Raw genomic sequence first — 22,643 nt, 5'->3', positions numbered from 1 at the left:
GTAAATTATTTTCTTTTTTAATAATCAAAAACCCGAATAAAACCGCTACAAAGTGCCAATAATATGCGGTAAAATATCAAAAGAAAAAGCCGTATAAACAGCTTTTTCTTCATCAATTATCTTCTTTTCTTTTTGACAGTTTGTACTTGTTTGGAACCATCTGCATTATATAGACGGTGGTATTTATTAAACATAGAGATATTTGCAACTATTCCAAGCATCATCGACAGTACCATAAGTGAGGAACCCCCGTAACTAATGAAAGGTAGCGTAACACCAGTAAGTGGTATAAGTCCACTCGCGCCACCTAAGTTAACAAAAGCTTGAATAGCAATCAAACTAGCTATACCGTAACACATTAAGGAGGCAAACGGGTCTTTTGCCCTGAGACCGGTACTTATTGTTTTAAAAATGATAAAGAATAACGCTAAAATGATAAACATGACACCGAATACGCCTAACTCTTCCGCAACCACCGCAATAATGAAATCCGTATGTGCTTCTGGTAAATAGCCTAATTTTTGGACACTTTCACCAAGTCCTTGTCCTGAAACGCCCCCAGAACCAATCGCATAAAAGGAATTAATTAATTGATGTCCTTCCTTATCAGCGTACTCAAATGGATTCATAAAAGTAGTTATACGCGCTACTTTTGTAGGGGAAACAATATCATTTCTAACATCTTTTGGTAATGCAAACAAAATAAGTGTGAGCGCAATAATAACACCCATGCCAATTCCGATTAATTTCATAATCGTTCGCAGTCGCATTCCAGAAGTAATGATAATACAACAACCAACTAAGAAAATAATAAAGGCAGTTCCCGTATCTGGTTGAATTGCTATTAAAAAGCAGACAAAAGCCAAAAAGAAAATTGGTGGCAATACACCACGGTTAAAATCATCAATATAGCTTTGTTTTTTAGCATAAATCGCTGACATATAAATAATAACTGCTAATTTCGCAAATTCCCCTGGTTGAAGAGAACGAGGCCCGACAACAAACCAACTATTTGCGTTATTAACGGTCTTACCTACAAGAAAAATCAATAATAAAACACCAATTGATCCAAAAACAATCAACATCAATACTTTATTGTTTTGATAAAATTTAAAAGGAACTAATGCAAAAAGCACAAAGAAAATAAAACTAATAATAAAGTTTTTTACTTGGCGCACATAATAAAAATCTGCTGGTAAATCTTTTCCAATAGCGAGAGACCAGCTAGCACTATATATCATAATAATTCCAAATAAACACAGAACTATAAAAACTGCAATAAATAAATAATCATATGATTTTAATATTCGTTTTAACATTGGCATCGTCCAATCCCTGAGAAGTTACTATCCCATCTAGTTTTCTATTCTTTCTATTATAAAGGAAAAGACCTGAAATTGAAAAGAAGAATCACATCCGCCTTTTGGCTCATTTTTCAGTGCTTTTTCTACCAATAAAAAAAGATGCCTGAAAAAATCAGCCATCTTTTCAATTAATTAATTATTTTTTACTCATTGATAATTCGTGTAGCGTGGATAATTCTTTCTCCAAAGCAGAAATCAAGTTCTTTCCTTCCTCTGGTTCGATTAATCCTAGGCGGGTTGCAAAGTTGATTTCTCGTGATAAACCATACATTTGTGTATCAAGAACTTCTTCATATGCTGGACATTGTGGTAATGTTAGATTATCCATTTGAACTTTAATCAGCTGTAAGATTCGTTTTGCATCTTGTTTTAGAAGTTCAACTGCCTCTTCTCTGTGATCTTTCTTTTTGTTTGCCATCACAGAACCCCCTATCATGCGCTAAATAAGCGCTTTATTTTCAGCTTAAGGTAAAAACCTCAAGTAAGATTTAATACTAGATAATAATAGTATAGCATAATTTAAAAGCCACGCAAACACGAACCGATGAAAATTTTTGAAAAATCCGCTTTTACTCGCCTTTTTTGATAATCATGCTATAATACTTGTGTGAGGTGAAGATAAATTGAACGCAAAATGTATTTTATGCGAACGTGTAGATGAACTAGACAATCGTGAATTTAAAACTAAGCAATTACGAAATAAACCTATTAGAATGTATTTATGTCCTGAATGTGAACATCGTATAGCTATCAATACTATCAGTCGAGTTAATTCTGGTCATTTCAATTTTCATAAACCAGCAGTGATTTCGAATAGTGAGTTAAAAAAGTTAATAGATACTAACACGAAATGAAAAAACGCCCAACGTTATGGGCGTTTTTTCATTTTACTGGAAAGGCAACAACAATATCATCGCCTGCTTTATCTTGTGAAATGGTTGAATCAAATTTATCTGGATTTGGTACTCCAATTTTTGGATTAGAAGCGATATCATTATATACGTCTTCTGTCATAGTAAAGGTTAGTAAGCCTCGAGCTGTTTTTTCTGCAGTAAAATTGTATGGGTCTGATTTACTTCCAATTAAATGGTAGTTTGATGGAACAAAATTGTCTAAACTTCCTCCAGCAAATTCATTTGCTCCTACAAGACTTATTTGATCAGCTTTATACATTTTATCTTTGGTAGAAGTATTTTTTATAGAAATATCTAATGTAATTACATAACCATTTTTATTTGCTAAAAAGCTCTCGGGATTGCTAGCACTAACATTTTTATCAGCGTTCACTACATGTTCAACTTTGTATTGATTGATTTCAATCGTTAAATTTTGAAATATTTTTTGAAAAGAAGGTGTACTTGATAAATAAGTTGTTGTTACATTCCCTCCAAGGACAGGAGCAACATTAGAAGTTTTAAATCCTAAAGTTGATAAGGAGAAGGTAGGTGTTGTTGGAGTTTCACTTTTATTTTGTTCTTTTGAACCTGTGCTGTTTTTAGCTGGGGCATTTTTTTCTACATCTGAGCTACCTTTTGTAACCACACCTTTGTCGTCTGTAACTGTATCTTTTGAAGTTTCGTTTGAAGAGTCTTTTTTGTCAGTAGCTGTATCAGCCGGCTTTTTTTCTTCTTTTGTTGTGGATTTTGGTTTATTGGTTGTTGTGCTTGTTTTAGTTTTATCCGGCTTAGCATCAGTATTACTACTATTAGCATAGACACCAATCACAACCCCACTTACAAGAAGAATTATTAAAACTGTAAATATAATTATCCGTTTTTTCATATCCCTAACCACCTTTTCTACTTACTTATAATATACCAAATAGCTCATCATATTACAATAGTGTTACAAACTCATTATTTTATTCCCTTTTCTCATACTTTTATGCATAAAAAAGCCAAGTCATTTTAAGTAGTAGAACAAATCCACTCTAAAATAACTTGGCTTTTTAGCATGCTAATTATTCAGCAGTTTTTGAACGTTTTGCTGCTTTTTCACGTTCGTTTTTGTTTAGAATTTTTTTACGTAGACGAATGGATTGTGGTGTTACTTCACAGTACTCATCTTCGTTTAGGAATTCTAATGATTCTTCTAATGAAAGGTGGCGAGGTTTTTTGATAACGTTAGTTTGGTCTTTGTTAGCTGAACGAATGTTAGTCATTTGTTTCGCTTTAACAATATTAACTGCGATATCGCCTTCACGGTTGTTTTCTCCAACAATCATACCTTCATAAATATCAGTTCCTGGTTCAATAAAGATAGTACCACGATCTTCTACTTGCATTGTTCCGTAAGTAGTAGATTTACCAGTTTCCATAGATACAAGAACACCACGGCTACGTCCACCAACACGTCCTTTTTGGATTGGTTGGTAGCTATCAAATGTATGGTTGATAATACCATAACCACGTGTCATGGAAAGGAAATCAGTTGTATAACCAATTAATCCACGAGCTGGTACGATGAATTGTAGACGAACTTGGCCGTTACCATCGTTAATCATATTTTTCATTTCACCTTTACGTTGGCTAATTGATTCAATAACTGATCCCATAAATTCTTCTGGCGTATCGATTTGAACGTCTTCTACTGGTTCGCATTTCACACCATCAATTTCACGGATAATTACTTCTGGTTTAGAAACTTGTAGTTCATAACCTTCACGACGCATAGTTTCAATTAAAATAGATAAATGAAGCTCTCCACGACCTGATACTACCCAAGCGTCTGGGGAAGCTGTTGGATCCACACGAAGCGATACATCCGTTTGAAGTTCAGCTAGTAAGCGTTCTTCAATTTTACGGCTTGTGACGTGTTTACCTTCGCGACCAGCGAAAGGACTGTTATTAGTTACAAAAGTCATTTGTAGTGTTGGTTCATCAATACGTAAAAGCGGAAGTGCTTCTTGATGGTCAAATGGTGTAACCGTTTCGCCAACGAAGATATCTTCCATTCCAGCAAGTGCTACTAAATCACCAGCTTTTGCTTCTTTAATTTCATCGCGTTTTAGTCCGAAGAAACCAAACATTTTTGTTACACGGAATTGTTTCACTGTACCATCAAGTTTAATCAAAGCAACCGTTTGTCCTACGTGCATTGTTCCGCGGAAAATACGGCCAATACCAATACGACCAACATAATCATTATAATCAAGTAAAGACACTTGGAATTGTAATGGTTCGTCGCTATTGTCAACTGGAGCTGGAATATGATTGATAATAGTATCTAAAAGAGGTTTCATTGTTTCTTTTTGTTCTGCTGGATCGGAATCATAACTTGAAGTTCCGTTGATAGCAGAAGCATAAACAACTGGGAATTCTAATTGATCATCATTTGCACCTAGTTCGATGAATAATTCTAATACTTCATCAACAACTTCTTCTGGACGGGCAAAGTCACGGTCAATTTTGTTAACTACAACAATTGGTGTCAAGTTTTGTTCTAGTGCTTTTTTTAGTACAAAACGTGTTTGAGGCATTGTACCTTCATACGCGTCCACTACTAAAAGAACACCATCAACCATTTTCATGATACGTTCTACTTCTCCACCGAAATCGGCGTGTCCAGGTGTATCCATGATGTTTACGCGTGTATCTTCATACTTAATCGCTGTATTTTTCGCTAAAATTGTAATACCGCGTTCTCTTTCTAAATCATTGTTGTCCATCGCACGTTCAGCAACTGTTTCATTGTCGCGGAAAGTACCTGATTGGCGCAGTAATTGGTCTACTAATGTCGTTTTACCATGGTCAACGTGGGCAATAATTGCTACATTACGAATATCATTTCTTAAATTCAATCTTGTTTCCTCCTAAATTAAAAATCCAAACATTTATCGTGAAGATTAGCCAAAAGAAAGAGGAAAATAGATTTATTTTCCTCCGTCGCTATCGTCTCGTTTAAATCAACTTACCTATTATAGCATAGCTAAGCGGATTTAGCACGATTTTTATTTTCTGAAAAAGAGTTTTTTTATGTTGTGCGCTTTCTTTAAGGCAGGTAGTTGTCTATTAAGGTTTGATGGATTTTAGGGGCCGCTACAATAGAACTTCCTTTTTCTAACATATTGATTTCCGATCCATCAATTCTGGTTACAATTCCACCTAATTCTTCGACGATAATCTTTCCTGCTGCGATATCCCACGGTGCTAAATTGGCAGAAAGATAGGCTCCCGCTCGTCCTGTTGCAACATCCATATATTCTAGTGATGCTGCTCCGTGAAGTCGTAGTCCTCTTGAAACTTTTACTGCTTCCCAAACAGTCGGGAATTTCTTCGTAACACTCAGGTTAGCGATCAACAAAGCGTCTTGCAGATCCATGGTTTTATTCATTTTGGGAATTGATTTGCCATTGACAGTTGCACCCTTCCCTTTTTCTGCAAAGTAAAGTTCATCACGCTCCACATCATAAATGTAAGCTAAGTATCCTATACCATCTTGATAAATCGCTAGGGAGATAGAAAAATCTCGTTGCTGTTCGACAAAATTAAGTGTACCGTCTATTGGATCAAGAATCCAAACGACACCATTTAAATCTGTCACCTCATCTGACATGCCCTCTTCTCCAAACAAGCGGTGTTCTTTGAAATGTTCTTTAATTTGTTTGACAAAAAAAGCTTCGGTTTCTTTATCCATGTTTGTTACTAAATCATTTCGCCCACTCTTTGTATCAATATCTAAAGTTTCTTTAAAAGACTGTTTGATTTTTGTTGCTGCTTCCATAATCCATAACCTTGCTAAATAATCTATTTTTTCGATATCCATATATACACCTCATTAGACTCGTTTTGTTTATTTTATCACAAAAATGAATTATCTGAATAGAACAAGATTCTTTCACTTAGAACTTAACTTCCGTATAATAAAACTATATGCAAAATTAGGAGGAAAACAGATGACTTTTAAAGGATTTAGTAAGAAAGATTTTCAAACAATGCAAATTCCAGGTCTTGAAGCTCGAATGGCTGGAATTCAAAACGATATTCAGCCAAAATTCAAAGCTGTTGGGGAAGAATTGACTACTTATTTAAGTGCCAAACTTGGTGATGAAATGTTTTTACATATTGCGCGTCATCAAAGACGTTCTGTCAATCCACCAGAAAGCACTTGGCTTGCGATTTGCCATGATAAACGTGGTTACAAAAAGCATCCTCATTTCCAAGTAGGACTTTTTGATAATTATTTATTCATTTGGCTCGCATTTATATATGAAAATGAAGAAAGTGCTAAAATCGCCAATCGCTTTTTAAAAGAAAAGAAACTACTTGCTGAATTACCAGATACTTTTGCTATTTCGCCTGATCATACGGAAGAAAAAACATTTCCTGTTCATGATGGTCATTTAGAGACAACGCTTGAACGGTTCCGTGATGTGAAAAAAGGAGAGTTCTTAGTTGGTAAGATTTACCTTCCAGATGATAGCCATTTATCGCCTGGAAAAGACTTCATAAAAGAGGCTGAAATGGTGCTTGATAAGCTAATCCCACTTTATAAGGCTGCCCTTCAATAAAAGATGTACAAATGACTATAATCTAGGTATAATGGTAGAGTTGTGAATTACTATGGTTTGAAGGAGTTGAGGAACGTGAAAAAGGAGCAGCAAACGACAAGTGACCCTGGTCCACATCGAAGTATTCATACAGGTGATTTTTCACGGGAACGAAACTCTAACCGCGTGAAATTTACCTGTTAAAAAAGGAGGTAAAAAGCATGCATCAAATTTTCAAATCAGATGAAAATGGGAAATTAATTGAATTAGAAGAAGTAACACGCAATTGTTGGATTAACATCGTTGCCCCTACTTCAGAAGAAATTAATAAAATTGCCGATAACTATGAAATTCCATTAGAATTCTTAGAAGATCCACTAGATAAAGATGAAAGCGCCCGGATTGAACGTGATGACGATTCTGATTCCGTTTTAATTGTTTGTGACTTTCCGGTAGTTGATGAGGATGATATTCATTACGCTTCATTTGAAACGATTCCGATGGGGATTATTATTACAAAAGACTATTTTATTACGATTTGTACCATTGATTCTTCTATCGTTCAATCATTTATTAGAAACCGTATTAAAGGATTTTATACACATATGAAAACAAGATTTGCATTACAAATCTTGTACATGATTTCAACTACTTTTTTGCGTCACTTAAAACGCTTGAATCGCCAAACAGATGAAATCGAAAAAGAACTACATGAATCAATGAAAAATAAACAGCTTTATGATTTAATGGGAATTGAAAAAAGTTTGGTTTACTTTGTAACTGCACTTAAATCAAACAAAGTCGTACTAGATAAAATGATGCGCCAAAACATCGTTAAAATGTACGAAGAAGATCAAGATTTACTAGAAGATGTTATTATTGAAAATCGTCAAGGTATCGAAATGGCGGAAGTTCATTCGAATATTTTAAGTGGTATGATGGATGCCTATGCTTCTATTATCTCGAACAATATGAATATCGTGATGAAATTTCTGACATCATTTACCATTATCTTAACTATTCCAACAATGGTCTTTAGTTTTTATGGAATGAACGTTAAGCTTCCATTTATGAATACACCTCTGGCCTGGATACTAACGCTTGGTTTTGCATTTGGAATTGCAGGAGCTCTTGCTATTGTATTCTGGCGGAGGAAATTCTTTTAAATCTATAAAAAACGAATGTATGGCCCATGATTTTAGGCCATACATTCGTTTTTTATTATTTCTTCTCTACTAACTTCTTTCCTTTTAAATTCAAAATGACATCTGAACGACTTGCAACATAATTATCATGAGTTACCATTACAACACATTTATTTTTTTTATGTGCTAATTCGCGGAATAAATCAATAATATGTTCTGATGTTTCGTGATCTAAATTCCCAGTTGGTTCGTCTGCAAAAATAAACGGAGCATTCCCTGATAAGGCACGCGCAATAGTTACACGTTGTTGTTGCCCACCACTTAGTTTTAATACAGGACTGTTAATTTGTTTGTCGGTTAATCCTACTTCTTTTAATAGTTCAATCGCTCTTTTACGTTTATCTTTCATTTGGCTATGTTGAATTCCCATGGCAGTGTATACATTTTGAATCGCCGTCATATATGGGATTAGATTATAGGCTTGGAAAATGATGGAGCTTAAATTTTTCCGGTAATTTTGTAAGCTCAATGTCTCATTTAATACTTTTTGATTAACAATTAGTTGGCCTGAAGTTGGTACATCAATTCCAGCTGCGATTGATAATAAAGTTGTCTTCCCTGCACCAGAGGGCCCCAAAATCGTATAGAATGTTCCTTCTGAAAAAGTATAAGAAAGGTTTTTTAGTACGATTTGAGCTTTATTTCCTGAATCATATTGATAAGTAATGTCTTTTAATTCTAAATTAGTTTCCATCTAAGCCTCTCCTTAATCTTTCTGAGTAAATAGCATTTTAGGTTGTAGTCGAATGATAAATAAGCATGGTATCGTCGTAGCAAGGAAAATCAATATAAATCCAAGGCCACCAACGCGTCCCATTGTATCAGCAGTAATAGAAACATTAATTTTATCAATCGGATCTGCATCCACTACTTTTTCTTGTTCTCCGCCTAATGCTAATGCCATATTTTGTTGTTCAGATGGTTCATCATCACTACTTGATTCTTTGCTTACTTCACTAGAAAGCATTTGGTTCGAAATTACTTGTCCCACTGGGTTAGCAAGTGCACAAGAGAGGGAGAACGCTAGTGCGGCAATAATAACTACTTCGACTAAAAACTGTCCCATTAACTTCGCTTTATTTTCACCTAATGATAAGAGTACACCCATTTCAAATTTACGTTCTCGAATAGATAATAAGACGATTAATGCAAGAATTAATCCACCTGCAATTAGTGTAATGGTAACTATAATATTACTAAAAGCAGCTACTCGTTCAATCGGTCCAATCATTTTTTCATAAGCACTATTTTGAGCATCGAATTGGAATAAATCTTCATCATCCACTTTTGTTAGTTTTTTTGCGTCATCAATAAATGAATTTACTTCTTGCGGATCCTTTAAATCAAATTCCGCTTTTTCAATACCTTTACTCCAAACGAAATTTTTTGCTCCTTCAAAACTAGCGTATATTTTGTTTCCCGGAAGCATCATTTCAAATGATTCTAGTTGTGGTTCTAATTTTTGGTTACTTTGATAAATACCTTTTACTGTAAATTCTATTTTTTTATTTTTATCGTTGGTTAGTTTAAATTTATCGCCCACTTTGAGGTTGTTTTTTTCTGCAAGCTGTTTTTCAATAAGAGCTTGATTTCCTTTATCCTCTTTAGTTAGCTGTTTACCTGAAATGATTTTGTCTGTTTTATCTTGAAAGCTTGGTAGTGTAGCTGTTTGGTTTACTGCTTTAACTGTAAAACTTGGTGTTTCTACTTTTTTTCCATTTTCATCATTTCCTGCAACTTGAGCCATACCACCTTGACCATTTTCTTGCTTTTTGGCAGGCATTGGTTTTAAATCACCTTTTATTGCTGATCCATCTGAGCTAATGGTATAATCGGCTACTTGTGGTAAATTTTTTATTTTATCAATATCTGTATTAGGAATGGATAAATCAGCATCATTGATTTGTTCCCCGCTTTGAGCTTTTTCCATTACTTTCTGTTGATTCATTTTTAAGGTGACGTTCGCACCTAATTCTTTTCTTGCTGATTCTGCGCTTTGTTTTGTTGATTCTTGAATAGCAAAACCTGTAAATACTAAGCTAAAAATAACTAATAATAAAATAAATAATACTAAGGACTTTCCTTTTTTAGCTTTAATACTAATAAAGGCTCTTCTGATAAAATCCATTTTCTAACCTCCGTTTCTTAATATAGTAAGCATACAAAAAACAGATAGAGTTCATATGAACTCTATCTGTTTTTTAGCTGTATTTTTTATCGCCACATTTGAAAAGTGACACCATCATTCTCATTTATTAATTTATACTGGATTGCCTGGATATTTAGAAACTTAGCGATGATAAATAATCCTAAACCAGTACCACCTGTTTTTTTATTGCCTGATTTTTCTAGTCGATAAAAAGGTTCGAATAGTTTACCTAGCTCTTCCTCTGGTATACGAGCGGATTTATTATGCACTGAAAAATAAAATCCTTCTCCTCTATTATGAAGGTCGATTATAATCTCATAATCTCCTATAGAATAATCAAAAGCATTTTCGATAATGTTTTCAATTACTTTTTCTGTAAAGGCATAATTTGCAGTGAGCTTAACTTCTTCCTTAGATTCAAAGATGATTTTTTTGTCTATACGACTTGGAGCTGTTTTTTTGTTATTAATAATAGTTTCTACCATTTCCGTCAAAGAAAACATAGTTTGTTGTCCCATATGATTGGTTTGTTCTACTTTAGATACATCTAACATTTCTTGAATCATTTTAGACATTTGTTCTAAAATTTGATAAGACTCTTGTAAATATTTAGGATGGTTATCGTATGGCGCAACATTATAACGCATTGCTTCGACTTGCCCCATCACAGCAGCAAGTGGTGATTTAAGTTCATGAGAAATTGCAGTAACAAAATTTTTTCGCATTTCTTCTAGTTGGCGTTCTTTTTCAATTTCTTTTTGTAATTTTTCATTGACTTCATTTAATTCCAGCATTGTTTGTTCTAAATTAATTGCCATCTCATTTAAATTTCCTGAAAGTTGTCCAATTTCATCTTGAGACATAATTGGTAATACTTCAGTGAAATTTAATTTCGCCATTTTCGCTGCTACTTTATTCATACGTAAAAGCGGTCTTACCATTCTTCTTGAGAAAAAATAGGCAGTTAATAAACTTAAAATAAATGCAAATAAAACAAAATATGGCGCAAATTGTAAAAGAACATTCGCTATATCATTTATTTTTTGGACATTGATTGTATAAGAGAGATCGTATACTTGCCCGTCTACCAAGATAGATTTATTTTTTGTTTTTGACTGTTCTGGATATTGAGTTGCTGTTGAACCACTTTCTGATTCAGAACCCTGAACACTCGTTGGCATTGCAGTATTGAGAGAACTCATATTCACATTAGGAATATAAATAATTCTACCACTACTATCTGTCAAAATCGGCAGTATATTTGTATTATCCATAAATTCATCTAACGCTTTTTCTACATTACTTAAATCGCCATTTTCTCCTGCTTTTACGGCCTCATCGGCATAATCATTAATTTGGTTTGTTTTATAATTATAATAAAATTGCGGCAAGAATAAAATCAGCATTGCATAAACCAATGTAGTAAAAATCAAAATAATGCTTACAAACACCAAGAAAATTTTCCAACTAATTTTGTTTTTAACTTTATTCATCCATTTTATAGCCAGCACCTCTAATCGTTCGAATTTTTTCAGTATGCAATTTTTTACGTAAATTTTTCATATGGGTGTTAATAATAGATGTATCAACAATAGCTGCAAAGTCCCACACTTGAGATAAAATCATTTCGCGCGTAATAACTTTCTTTTGATTTCGTATTAGCAGGACCAATATATCAAATTCTTTTTTGGTTAATTCAATTGTTTCTCCTGCTGATACTACTTCAAAAGTTTCTGTATTAACCGATATATTACCACAACGCAATTTTTTCTTGTCTACTTCTTTTTGATTGGATCGTCTTAAAAGTACTTGTACTCGTTTTAGTAATACTAGATATGAGAATGGTTTTTGTATATAGTCATCTGCTCCAAGATCAAAACCTTTTAACTCATCACTTTCTTCGGATAATGCGGTCATCATTAGTATCGGTGCTGATGAAGTAGAACGAATTAATTCCGTTAATGTATACCCGTCCATACTTGGCATCATGATATCCATAATGATTAAATCAAATGCTTCTTTTTGAAAAAAGTGATAAGCTTCTATTCCGTTTTGCGCAGTAGTTACTTGATATCCTGCTTCGGTTAAAAATGCGGTAATTACACCTAAAATAGTTACATCATCTTCTGCTATAAGTATTTTTTCCATATCTGCCTCCTAATGGTTCTTTAATTATATAGAATAAAGATGGAGTTTGCATGAAGTTTTTCATTTTCTACAAAAAAAGAATCATGCGAATGAAACAAAATGGCTACATTTGATTTCATCTACATGATTCTTCTTATTTATTATTTAGCAAGTTCTTCGTTCAATAATGTGCGTAATTCTTCGGGACTAATATGCTCATCGAAAATGTGTTTACCTACAATAACAGTGGGTACAAAGACAATATTTGCAGTATTTGCTTCTGCAATAATTTTTTCTGAAACAGCTTTGTTGCCTTGTTCTGTTAATCCTAACTCGGATTCCATATAAGCAGCTACTTCGGTAAGAGAAAGGCTGCCCCATTCATCTTGCGTACTATAAATTTTATTGATATTTTCACGAGTTTCTTCTGGTTTAGAATAATCTAAGTAACGGTGCGTTACATTCCCGCGTTGCAAAGATTCTTTTTCTTTATCAAAAGGTTTAATAATTAATTCTATTTTTCCTGCTTGAATAAATTCCGTCAGCACGTCTTGTGATTTTTCGTTCCATTCACGACAGAAAGGACAACGTAGATTAACAAATGACATTACTTTAACCGGAGCCGCGCTATCTCCTACATGTATTCCCACTTCTGGTGTTACTGTTTCTGCTTTAATTTGACTAATATCCATGAAAAAATTCCTCCTCTTAATTATGGTTGCATTTTTATTTTGCTTGTAGTTGCGTTTTTTACGAGTTGCATCACTTTATAAGCGGAATAGCCACTTGCTTTTTCAAAGTCTATTCCTATACGTTTTTCTTCCCCTTTTGCAGGTACTACTTGTTTAAATTCCTTGTATTTATCTTTAAGTTCAACTGTATCTATGCCTTTTTCATATGCTCGTTCGATAGCTTCTAAAAATTGTACAACAATCGTCATTTCTTCCGTTGTCCAGTCTGGATTTAGTGGATAACTATATTCCATTAACTAATTCCTCCCTTGTTAAGCTGTAGTACATCCAATTTCTCGGTCGTTTTTGTGGCGATTTGCTTTAATTCTTTTTGTTCATCATCGGATAGATTTAGCTCAAGTAATTCTCTCACTCCTTCAGCGCCAATAACAGCTGGTACACTAATAAAAACTGGGGTTTCTAAGCCATATGCCTCTTTCACCTCTACGCCTACTGTAAGAACTCTAGCTTCATCCCGTAAAATGACTTCGGTTAATTCAGCAAGAACGGTTACCGTACTAAAACGGAACGTACAGCCATCTTTATTCTCAAAAGGAAAATCAGGAATCCGAGTAATCATTTTTGTTAAATTTTGTAAGTCATCTGAGGTGATTCTTTTTTGTTCTTCGGCTAAATAACTTAAAATTGGCTTGCCTCCAAGGAACGCTCTGCTCCACACAGGTATAACGTCATTCGCATTATCACCAATAATATATCCATGAACATTTTTGGGGCTAATTTTAAATAATTTAGCAATTTCAACTTGAAAATAAGAAGTCGCAAGCATAGTGCCAAGTGTCAAAATTTGGTTGGCAGGTAAACCAGAATAGCGTTTTATTAAAGATGCAACCACATTACTTTCAGCAGTTGCTACTAAGACGATTCCTTGAAAACCAGTTGCCATCATTTTTTTCACTTTTTCTTTGATTAAGGTTACATTCTCTTCATTGGAAAACGAAGCATTCGACATTTCTTCTTGAAAAAAAACGACTATATCAGCGTTTCGACATTCATTAAAAGTACCATTGTTAATCGTTGTAGCTGAATGATAGTAACTTGCATATTCAAAGTCCTGAACGCTTGTTTTAGCTTGATCATCTATTAAATATATCTCGGCTGTAAGCTTTTTTAAAAGAACTGTATGAATATAGAGATTTTGTAGATTGCTTCTTCCAATAACGACAATTTTTTTCTTCTTAGATGCCATATCCATCTCCTCCTCATCAAGTCTCTTATATCATTTTAGCATGCCTAAGAGTCAGAATAAAATAACTTGACCGCATAAATAAAAAGCATCGCTCATTCGCTTTGCTTTTTACAAGAAAATGTTTATTTTAAGCCCTTTCACGTCGTTTCACTTTGAGATAATGCGTTGCAAAACAGAAGTAGATTGGCAAACAGTAGCTAACAATAATGAGAATAATTACTTCTAAAATCCCTTTACCGATATAACCACCAGTCATTTTTATAAAACCTGTGATGGGTGTTTCGAGAATTTGAATAACAGAGCGCCATCCGCCTGTATCATGCATATGATGAAAGAATCCCACAAGAAAAGCGATAATCGTTAATATAAAACAAATTCCTGCTACTACATACGTAAACCAAAATAGAGCTTTCTTCCAAGTTGCTGTTTGTTTCTCCATTTTTTCACCTGATTCAATTAGATTTGACATGTTACGTTCACTTGTTACATTATACTCCTTTTTTTCTAAAACCGATACTTTAAATATTTCAAAAAATGAACTAAAAATTATTTTTGTGAAAACAACCACTTATTTCTATATAGAAAAGCGGAAATACCCATAAAGGATATCTCCGCTTCTAAGTTGTTTACATATGAATTGGGCGACCTAAAGCTAGTTCAGCTGCTTCCATTGTAAGCTCTCCAAGTGATGGGTGAGCGTGAATAGTAAGCGCGATATCTTCAGCTGTAATACCTGATTCGATTGCTAGACCGATTTCTGAAATAATATCAGAAGCGTTCATTCCGGCAACTTGCGCACCGATAACTAGGCCATCTTCTTTACGAGTAACTAGACGAACAAATCCTTCTGGTGCATCTAAAGAAAGTGCACGACCGTTACCACCGAATGGGAATTTAGCAGCTTTTACATCAAAGCCTTTTTCTTTTGCTTCTTTTTCTGTTAAGCCGACTGTTGCAAGTTCTGGATCACTGAAAACAACAGCTGGTAGTGCTGTATAATCGTTTTCGGATTTTTCACCAGCAATTGCTTCAGCAGCGATTTTTGCTTCATAGCTAGCTTTGTGAGCTAGAGGAACACCAGGAACGATATCACCAATTGCGAAAATGTTAGAAACGTTAGAACGACCTTGTTTGTCTACTTCTACTAAGCCACGTTCAGTTACTTTAACGCCAGCTTGTTCTAAACCGATTTCGTCTGTATTTGGACGACGACCTACTGTTACTAAAACATAATCAGCTTCGATAGTTTTAGTTTCACCGTTAGCTTCATAAGTTACTTTAACGCCGTTTTCAGTTTCTTCAGCAGATTTTGCAAGTGCTTTAGTAACCATTTCAACGTTTTTGCTTTTCAGATTACGTTTAACTAGGGAAACCATATCTTTTTCATACGTTGGTAAGATTTCTGGACCACCTTCAAGGATAGTTAGTTCTGTACCAAGGTTAGCGAATGCTCCACCTAGTTCTGTTCCGATATATCCGCCGCCAATTACGACTAATTTTTTCGGAACTTCTGTTAGTGCAAGTGCACCAGTTGAGCTTAATACACGTTTACCATATTTGAAACCTGGGATTTCGATTGGACGAGATCCTGTTGCAATGATAACGTTGTTGAATGTATAAGTTTGAGCGGAGTCAGGGTGAATCACACGCAAGGAATGATCATCCACGAAGAACGCTTCTCCTTCTAACATTTCAACTTTATTTTTCTTAAGAAGGCCTTTAACACCTGATGTAAGCTTGTTAACTACGCCGCCTTTCCATTCTTGTGCTTTTGTGAAGTCTAAGTTTACGTTATCCGCTGTAATACCCATGTTATCAGAGTGTCCAGCTTCTTTAAAACGATGACCGATTGTGATAAGTGCTTTAGAGGGAATACATCCAACGTTTAAGCACACACCGCCGTAATATTCTTTTTCAATAATGGTAACTTTTTGTCCGAGTTGTGCAGCTCGGATTGCCGCTACATACCCACCTGGGCCTGCACCGATGACTATGGTGTCTCTTTCTTCTGGAAAATCGCCTACTACCATTTTGTTACACCTCCATTAGTAATAATTCTGGATCGTTTAATAAACGTTTAATATTGTTCATTGCTTTTTGAGCAGTTGCTCCGTCAATGACACGGTGGTCAAAGCTTAAGGAAAGCGCTAATACTGGTGCTGCTACAATTTCGCCATCTTTTACGATAGGTTTTTGAGCAATACGACCAACACCTAGGATAGCAACTTCTGGGTAATTAATTACTGGAGTGAACCATTGTCCACCGGCAGAACCAATATTAGAAATAGTTGCGGAACCGTGGCGCATTTCGTCAGCTGTTAATTTACCATCACGTGCTTTTCCAGCTAGTTCGTTGATTTCATCAGAAATTTGGAATACGGATTTTTTGTCAGCATTTTTAATTACTGGTACATATAAACCGTGGTCTGTATCTGCTGCGATACCAACGTTGAAGTAATGTTTGTAAACAAGTTCTTCAGTTGCATCGTCTAAAGTTGTGTTAAGCACTGGGAAGTCACGAAGCGTTGCAACAAGAGCTTTCACCATATAAGGTAAGAAAGTTAGTTTGATACCTTTTTCGGCAGCCACTTCTTTGAAACGTTTGCGGTGAGCCATAAGTGCAGTTACTTCGATTTCGTCCATTAGCGTAACGTGCGGTGCTGTATGTTTCGAGTTTACCATTGCTTTTGCAATTGCACGACGAGTTGGTGTTAATTTTTCGCGTGTTTCTGGGTAAGCATCGGAACTTGGAACAGATTGTTTTGCAGCTGTTTTTTCTGCTTTTGGTGCAGATGCTTTTTCTTCTGTTTGAGCAGAAGTAGTTGCTGCAGCTGGTTGTTCGCCGTTTAGGAAAGCATCAATATCAGCTTTAACTACGCGGTTATTTTTTCCAGAGCCTGCTACTTCAGCAATATTAACGCCTTTTTCACGAGCATATTTACGTACAGAAGGCATTGCAATTACAAGGCCATTAGGATCTTTTTTAGATGATGGAGTTCCGTTTCCACCTGTTGCTGGTGCGGAAGTTGCATCGTTATTTGTAAGTTCAGCTTCTTCTGCTGGGGATTCTGGAGTAGATTCATGACTTGCTTCTCCTTCAAAATCACCTTCAAATGTTACTAATACTTGACCAACTGTTGCTACTGTACCTTCACTAACTAAAATATCTTTAACAGTTCCATCTACTGGAGAAGTAATTTCTTCGACAGATTTGTCGTTTTGCACTTCAAAAATGGACTGATCTTCTTCTACTTTATCGCCCGGTTGAATAAACCATTTAACAATTTCACCTTCATGAATTCCTTCACCAATATCTGGTAATTTAAATTCGAAAATTCCTTTTCCGCTAGTTTGTGCGGGTTTCGGAGTTGATTCTGTGGATTCTGCTTTTGGTGCTGCGCTTTCTTCTTCGGCGTCGTCTTCGTGACCTTCTACGCCATCAAATGTTACTAGTACTTGTCCAACTGTAGCCACTGTACCTTCAGCAACTTTGATTTCTTTAATTGTTCCTGAAACTGGAGAAGTGATTTCTTCCACTGATTTGTCGTTTTGAACTTCAAATAGGGATTCATCTTCTTCAATCTTATCGCCTGGTTGTACAAACCATTTAACGATTTCACCTTCATGGATACCTTCACCGATATCCGGTAATTTAAATGAATATGCCATTTTATTAAGCCTCCTGTAATTTCTAAGGTTCAGATAAACTGAACCTTAGTATAAAAATATTTCTTGCCCCTTCTAAAACTCCCCATAAGTTTTAAAATGGTCATTATAAATTAAAATGCAATAACTTCTTTTACACGTTCGATGATATCGTTATGATTTGGTAGCCATACTGTTTCTGCTTGAGAGAACGGGAATACGCTATCTGGAGCAGCAACACGCATAACTGGCGCTTCTAGAGAAAGGATTGCATGATCGTTAATTTCTGCAACGATATTAGCTGCAATACCAGCTTGTTTTTGTGCTTCTTGAACTACGACAGCACGGTTTGTTTTCTTAACGGAAGCAATGATTGTTTCCACATCAATTGGGCTAATTGTACGTAAATCGATAACTTCTACAGATACGCCATCTTTTTCAAGAGCTTCTGCTGCTTTCATTGATTCTTGTACCATTGCACCGTAAGTGATGATAGAAACATCCGTACCTTCACGACGAACAGCTGCTTTACCAATTTCTACTGTGTATTCGCCTTCTGGAACTTCTTCACGGAAAGAACGATATAATTTCATATGTTCTAGGAAGATTACTGGGTCATTATCACGAATTGCTGAGATTAAAAGACCTTTAGCATCATATGGAGTGGATGGAATAACCACTTTTAAACCAGGAGATTGAGCCATTAATCCTTCTAAGTTATCAGCGTGCATTTCTGGTGTGTGAACTCCACCACCAAAAGGTGCGCGAATTGTAATTGGAGCAGTACGAGTTCCGCCTGTACGGTAACGCATACGAGCCATTTGACCAGCAACGGAATCCATTACTTCAAATACGAAGCCGAAGAATTGAATTTCAGGAACTGGACGGAAGCCTTCAAGTGCAAGACCGATAGCAAGACCACCAATACCAGATTCTGCTAAAGGAGTATCAAATACACGTTCTTCGCCAAATTTTTCTTGTAATCCTTCTGTTGCACGGAATACGCCGCCGTTTTTACCAACGTCTTCCCCAAAAACTAATACGTTTTCGTCTTTTTCAAGTTCTACTGCAAGCGCATCTGTAATCGCTTGAATCATTGTTTTTTGCGCCATGATTATTTCGACTCCTTCGCTTCATAGATTGCCAGTTGCTCTTTGATAGGAGCAGTTGGTGTTTCATACATATTTTTAAGAAGATCAGTCACTGTTTGTTTTGGTGTAGCGTCTGCTTCTTTAATTGCTACTTTGATTTCTTCTTTAGCTTGATCGATAACAGCATTTTCTTTTTCTTCGTTCCAAAGGCCTTTACCTTCTAAGAAAGTACGGAAGCGAACGATTGGATCTTTAAGTTCCCATTCTCCGTCAAGTTCTTTTGTACGGTAACGAGTTGGATCATCACCAGAAAGTGTATGTGGACCATAACGGTAAGTCATCGTTTCGATTAATGTTGGGCCTTCACCAGCAACTGCACGTTCACGAGCGAATTTAGTTACAGCATATACTGCAAGTGGATCCATTCCGTCTACTTGTACACCTGGGATTCCGGCTGCAACTGCTTTTTGAGCTAATGTTTCAGCAGCTGATTGTTTTTCACGAGGTGTAGAAATCGCGAATTTATTATTTTGTACTACGAAGATTGCTGGAGCATGATAAGCACCCGCAAAGTTCATTCCTTCATAGAAATCACCTTGGGAAGAACCGCCATCACCAGTATAAGTGATTACAACAGCATCTTTTTTACGTTTTTTAAGACCTAGAGCAACACCGGCAGCTTGCACGATTTGTGCACCGATGATGATTTGTGGTGATAATACATTTAAATCTTCAGGGAATTGGTTACCTACAAAGTGTCCACGAGAGAACAAGAACGCTTTTGTAAGTGGAAGTCCGTGCCAGATAAGTTGTGGTACATCACGGTAACCTGGAAGAATATAGTCATGTTTTTCAAGTGCATAGTGACTTGCAAGTTGGGAAGCTTCTTGTCCAGCAGTTGGAGCATAGAAACCTAGACGTCCTTGACGGTTAAGTGAAATAGAACGTTGGTCAAGTACACGAGTCCAAACCATGCGAGTCATTAATTCTACTAACTCGTCATCAGTTAAATCTGGCATTAAATCTGGATTTACGATTTCTCCTTTTTCATTCAAAATTTGAACCAATTCAAATTGTTTATGAACAGCCTCAAATTGTTTCTTTACGTCGATAATAGCCTTCTTTGTTTTAGAAGCCATTTCGTATCCACCCTTTCGTCATTCACATTGTACAGTTTAAATTCTTCATTAGTCAGGTACGCGTTTCATGTAACGCTCGTCCGGTCATTTACCATCCTAAAATGATTCATCTAAAACTGCCATCCTGATTGTGTATTAATTATAATAGCGTAGTAAAAAGAAAAGTTATTCTATAGAAAGAAGCGAATTCCGGAAGCTTTTTTCTAAATTCCCATCAACTTATTGCACAGCCTCTCCAGTTATTACCACAAAATCCTTATTGAAAACATGGGTTTTAAGAGAGATTGTGAAAAAACTTTCATTCTTTCACAATGTTTCATAAAAATGTAGGAACTTTCCTTTTTAATAAAAGTTAATTCTGTTTTACTAAAAAACAAGAATTTCATTAATACACTAATCTTCTCTCTTAATTTACACTACCCAGATTATGAAGTCAATAAGTTAATCTCTAATTGTTTTATCGCTTACAATGGCATTATTACTTAAATCATTCGCTTTCCACTTCTGTATTAAAAAAAGATGAAACAGATACAAACTGTTATATAATATTGCAATTCTCGCATTATCACACCTATTTCAGCGTTTTAATTAAAGGTTTTCATTAGTTTGTGATTTCACAAACTTAAAAAATTTTTCGTTGTTTGATTTACACGAACAATACACTGTTTTAATTTAATAATGTTCGTTATTTAAACTTTGTTATTTTTAACAAATATGTCTTTAGTCCTATAAAAACACTGTTTTTTCGCTCAAAGTAATATTTCATTCCTTTTTTTTCGTTCTTTTGTTAAAATAAGAATATGTTATTAAAGAACAGGAGAGAATCAAATCATGCTTACAATGGACGATATTGTACGAGAAGGTCATCCCGCACTTCGCGAAGTTGCGTCAGAAGTGACTTTCCCGCTTTCAGATGAAGAAAAAAAATTAGGGCACGACATGCTCGAGTTTCTAATTAATAGTCAAGATGAAGAGTTAGCGGAAAAATATGGTTTGCGTGGTGGTGTTGGAATTGCTGCTCCACAACTCGCTGTAACAAAACGTATCTTAGCTATTCATGTACACGATGAAAAAGATCGTCTTTATAGTTATGTGCTTTATAATCCAAAAATCCGTAGTCATTCTGTTCAGCAAGCTTGTCTTTCTGGTGGTGAGGGTTGTCTTTCTGTCGACCGAGAAGTTCCAGGATATGTTGTGCGTAGCGAACGTGTAACAATTGATGCTTTTGATGAAAACGGAATACCGCTTAAATTGCGTTTTAAAGATTATCCAGCAATTGTTGTTCAACACGAAATTGATCATTTGAACGGTATTATGTTTTATGATCACATTAATAAAGAAAATCCATCCTACTTACCACCTGATGTAGATGTATTTGGCTAAAAATTAACCAGCCACAGGAATAATCTCCTGTGGTTTTTTGTTTTAAATCTCCCACATACTTGTTTAGTGGATTTTCTGGTAAAATAAAATGGGAAGGAAGGTGAAAAACTTGGAACGCTACGATAGACAAATGCGAGGCGCGAATATTGGTAAAAAAGGGCAAGAAACATTGCTTTCAAAAACCATTTTGATTGTGGGTGTTGGTGCAATTGGTTCTTATGCAGCAGAAATTTGCGCACGAATGGGCTTTGGAGAATTGATTCTCATTGATCGTGATTATGTGGAGCTAAGTAATTTACAACGACAATCGCTTTTCACAGAAAAAGATGCCTTAGAGAAACAGGCAAAAGCCTACGCAGCACAGAAAGCTTTGCGCCTGATTAATAGCAACATCAAAATAGATTATTTGGTCGATGATGCTAATATGATTAGCCTAACCCCTTTTGCACAAAAAGTGGATTATATACTGGACTGTACAGATAATTTTATGACGCGTAATTTTTTGAATCAATTTTGTTTAATCAATCAGATTCCTTGGATTTTCACTTCTTGCGCAGGCAATTATGCTAACCTTATGCCAATCGTCCCTCCGGATTCTGCTTGTTTGCATTGTTTACTTGGGGATATCCCACAAACAAATACTGCTAGCTGCGATATTATAGGTGTAGACGGCGCGTTAATTCCGATAGTAGCTGGGATGCAAGTTTCCTTACTTACGCAAATGATTATAAATCCTGATTTCAAAGCAAATACATACTATCAACTAGATAATTGGCAGTTTACTTTTCAGTCGATTGAAGTCCCAAAACGTCCCGATTGTCCTGGTTGCACATCCGAAAAAAGCCTTTCGGAAGTTCCTTTCTCCGAGCAAACGGTAGCTCTTTGCGGACGGGATACAGTACAATTTCGCTTGCCAAATAAAAGCAACTACCGCGAAATCAAACAACTGCTAGCAGAACAAAAAATTACTTATAAAGAAAATCCGGCTTTACTTAGTTTCAAATACAAAAAGTTCCAATTTGTTATCTTTAAAAATGGTCGTGTTTTACTTCACGGAACAGAAAATTTAGCGGAAGCGAAAAAAACGTATCAACTATTTTTCAATTAAAGGAGG

General features: G+C 35.5%; 22 protein-coding genes. 5 read left to right on the top strand and 17 right to left on the bottom strand.

From position 1 onward, the window contains the following. Positions 1-116 precede the first annotated feature (116 nt). Positions 117-1,319 carry an FtsW/RodA/SpoVE family cell cycle protein gene (locus LWE_RS05315; RefSeq protein ID WP_077904742.1) on the bottom strand — a complete coding sequence of 401 codons (1,203 nt, stop codon included), beginning with the start codon at positions 1,317-1,319 and terminating at the stop codon, positions 117-119. A gap of 181 nt (positions 1,320-1,500) precedes the next feature. Beyond that, complete coding sequence (locus tag LWE_RS05310) at positions 1,501-1,782, bottom strand: Fpa/YlaN family protein (RefSeq protein ID WP_011701871.1); 282 nt, start codon at positions 1,780-1,782, stop codon at positions 1,501-1,503. A gap of 205 nt (positions 1,783-1,987) precedes the next feature. On the opposite strand from LWE_RS05310, the gene LWE_RS05305 reads away from it, so the two are divergent. After that, the gene (locus LWE_RS05305; RefSeq protein ID WP_011701870.1) at positions 1,988-2,218 is read left to right on the top strand and encodes a YlaI family protein; all 231 of its coding nucleotides are present in this window, start codon (positions 1,988-1,990) and stop codon (positions 2,216-2,218) included. A 28-nt stretch (positions 2,219-2,246) separates the two neighbouring features. Here the strand turns inward: LWE_RS05305 and LWE_RS05300 are convergent, their stop codons facing one another. From LWE_RS05300 to LWE_RS05290, 3 genes are all read right to left on the bottom strand, one after another. Further along, on the bottom strand, positions 2,247-3,146 hold the full coding sequence (locus LWE_RS05300) for a DUF5068 domain-containing protein (protein ID WP_011701869.1): 900 nt from the start codon (positions 3,144-3,146) through the stop codon (positions 2,247-2,249). A 178-nt stretch (positions 3,147-3,324) separates the two neighbouring features. Next, a complete protein-coding gene (typA, locus tag LWE_RS05295; RefSeq protein ID WP_011701868.1) occupies positions 3,325-5,163 on the bottom strand; it encodes a translational GTPase TypA in 1,839 nt (612 codons plus the stop codon). A 191-nt stretch (positions 5,164-5,354) separates the two neighbouring features. After that, on the bottom strand, positions 5,355-6,128 hold the full coding sequence (locus LWE_RS05290; RefSeq protein WP_011701867.1) for an inositol monophosphatase family protein: 774 nt from the start codon (positions 6,126-6,128) through the stop codon (positions 5,355-5,357). 130 nt (positions 6,129-6,258) lie between these two features. Between LWE_RS05290 and LWE_RS05285 the strand changes: the two genes are divergently transcribed. Then, positions 6,259-6,873, top strand: coding sequence for a YktB family protein (locus LWE_RS05285; protein ID WP_011701866.1), 615 nt, complete (start codon positions 6,259-6,261; stop codon positions 6,871-6,873). A gap of 200 nt (positions 6,874-7,073) precedes the next feature. After that, positions 7,074-8,018, top strand: a complete 945-nt coding sequence (locus LWE_RS05280) for a magnesium transporter CorA family protein (RefSeq protein ID WP_011701865.1) — start codon at positions 7,074-7,076, stop codon at positions 8,016-8,018. Between the two features lie 55 nt (positions 8,019-8,073). On the opposite strand, the gene LWE_RS05275 is transcribed toward LWE_RS05280, so the two are convergent. The 12 genes from LWE_RS05275 to pdhA all read right to left on the bottom strand — a co-directional run bounded on the left by LWE_RS05275 (position 8,074) and on the right by pdhA (position 20,146). Beyond that, positions 8,074-8,751 (bottom strand): ABC transporter ATP-binding protein, encoded by a 678-nt coding sequence (locus tag LWE_RS05275; RefSeq protein ID WP_011701864.1) that lies wholly within the window; start codon positions 8,749-8,751, stop codon positions 8,074-8,076. Positions 8,752-8,763: 12 nt separating this feature from the next. Continuing rightward, complete coding sequence (locus LWE_RS05270) at positions 8,764-10,185, bottom strand: ABC transporter permease (protein ID WP_011701863.1); 1,422 nt, start codon at positions 10,183-10,185, stop codon at positions 8,764-8,766. A gap of 86 nt (positions 10,186-10,271) precedes the next feature. Further along, a complete protein-coding gene (locus LWE_RS05265) occupies positions 10,272-11,717 on the bottom strand; it encodes a sensor histidine kinase (RefSeq protein ID WP_077904711.1) in 1,446 nt (481 codons plus the stop codon). After that, the gene (locus tag LWE_RS05260; RefSeq protein ID WP_011701861.1) at positions 11,692-12,354 is read right to left on the bottom strand and encodes a response regulator transcription factor; all 663 of its coding nucleotides are present in this window, start codon (positions 12,352-12,354) and stop codon (positions 11,692-11,694) included. Before LWE_RS05260 ends, LWE_RS05265 begins: the two co-directional genes overlap by 26 nt. Positions 12,355-12,494: 140 nt before the next feature. Continuing rightward, entirely contained in the window at positions 12,495-13,025 is a 531-nt protein-coding gene (locus LWE_RS05255; protein ID WP_011701859.1) for a DsbA family protein, read from the bottom strand. A 20-nt stretch (positions 13,026-13,045) separates the two neighbouring features. Further along, entirely contained in the window at positions 13,046-13,318 is a 273-nt protein-coding gene (locus LWE_RS05250; RefSeq protein ID WP_011701858.1) for a UPF0223 family protein, read from the bottom strand. Beyond that, positions 13,318-14,271, bottom strand: coding sequence for a Rossmann-fold NAD(P)-binding domain-containing protein (locus tag LWE_RS05245; protein ID WP_011701857.1), 954 nt, complete (start codon positions 14,269-14,271; stop codon positions 13,318-13,320). The genes LWE_RS05250 and LWE_RS05245 overlap by 1 nt, the downstream gene beginning before the upstream one ends. A gap of 127 nt (positions 14,272-14,398) precedes the next feature. Continuing rightward, positions 14,399-14,710 (bottom strand): hypothetical protein, encoded by a 312-nt coding sequence (locus LWE_RS05240; RefSeq protein ID WP_011701856.1) that lies wholly within the window; start codon positions 14,708-14,710, stop codon positions 14,399-14,401. A 187-nt stretch (positions 14,711-14,897) separates the two neighbouring features. Then, positions 14,898-16,301, bottom strand: a complete 1,404-nt coding sequence (gene lpdA, locus LWE_RS05235; protein ID WP_003722682.1) for a dihydrolipoyl dehydrogenase — start codon at positions 16,299-16,301, stop codon at positions 14,898-14,900. A gap of 4 nt (positions 16,302-16,305) precedes the next feature. Then, positions 16,306-17,940 (bottom strand): dihydrolipoyllysine-residue acetyltransferase, encoded by a 1,635-nt coding sequence (locus LWE_RS05230; protein WP_011701854.1) that lies wholly within the window; start codon positions 17,938-17,940, stop codon positions 16,306-16,308. A gap of 110 nt (positions 17,941-18,050) precedes the next feature. Further along, positions 18,051-19,028 (bottom strand): alpha-ketoacid dehydrogenase subunit beta, encoded by a 978-nt coding sequence (locus LWE_RS05225; protein WP_011701853.1) that lies wholly within the window; start codon positions 19,026-19,028, stop codon positions 18,051-18,053. 2 nt (positions 19,029-19,030) lie between these two features. Continuing rightward, positions 19,031-20,146 (bottom strand): pyruvate dehydrogenase (acetyl-transferring) E1 component subunit alpha, encoded by a 1,116-nt coding sequence (gene pdhA, locus LWE_RS05220; RefSeq protein ID WP_003727023.1) that lies wholly within the window; start codon positions 20,144-20,146, stop codon positions 19,031-19,033. A gap of 831 nt (positions 20,147-20,977) precedes the next feature. Between pdhA and def the strand changes: the two genes are divergently transcribed. Together def and LWE_RS05210 are read left to right on the top strand one after the other, a co-directional pair. Beyond that, complete coding sequence (gene def / locus LWE_RS05215; RefSeq protein WP_011701852.1) at positions 20,978-21,529, top strand: peptide deformylase; 552 nt, start codon at positions 20,978-20,980, stop codon at positions 21,527-21,529. Between the two features lie 109 nt (positions 21,530-21,638). Next, positions 21,639-22,637 carry a ThiF family adenylyltransferase gene (locus LWE_RS05210; RefSeq protein ID WP_011701851.1) on the top strand — a complete coding sequence of 333 codons (999 nt, stop codon included), beginning with the start codon at positions 21,639-21,641 and terminating at the stop codon, positions 22,635-22,637. The last annotated feature ends 6 nt before the right edge of the window (positions 22,638-22,643 follow it).

Origin of the sequence: Listeria welshimeri serovar 6b str. SLCC5334, assembly GCF_000060285.1 — a bacterium.
Classification (GTDB): Bacteria; Bacillota; Bacilli; order Lactobacillales; family Listeriaceae; genus Listeria; species Listeria welshimeri.
The sequence above is the reverse complement of the archived record's forward strand: the minus strand, read 5'-3'. Positions and strand labels throughout refer to the sequence as shown.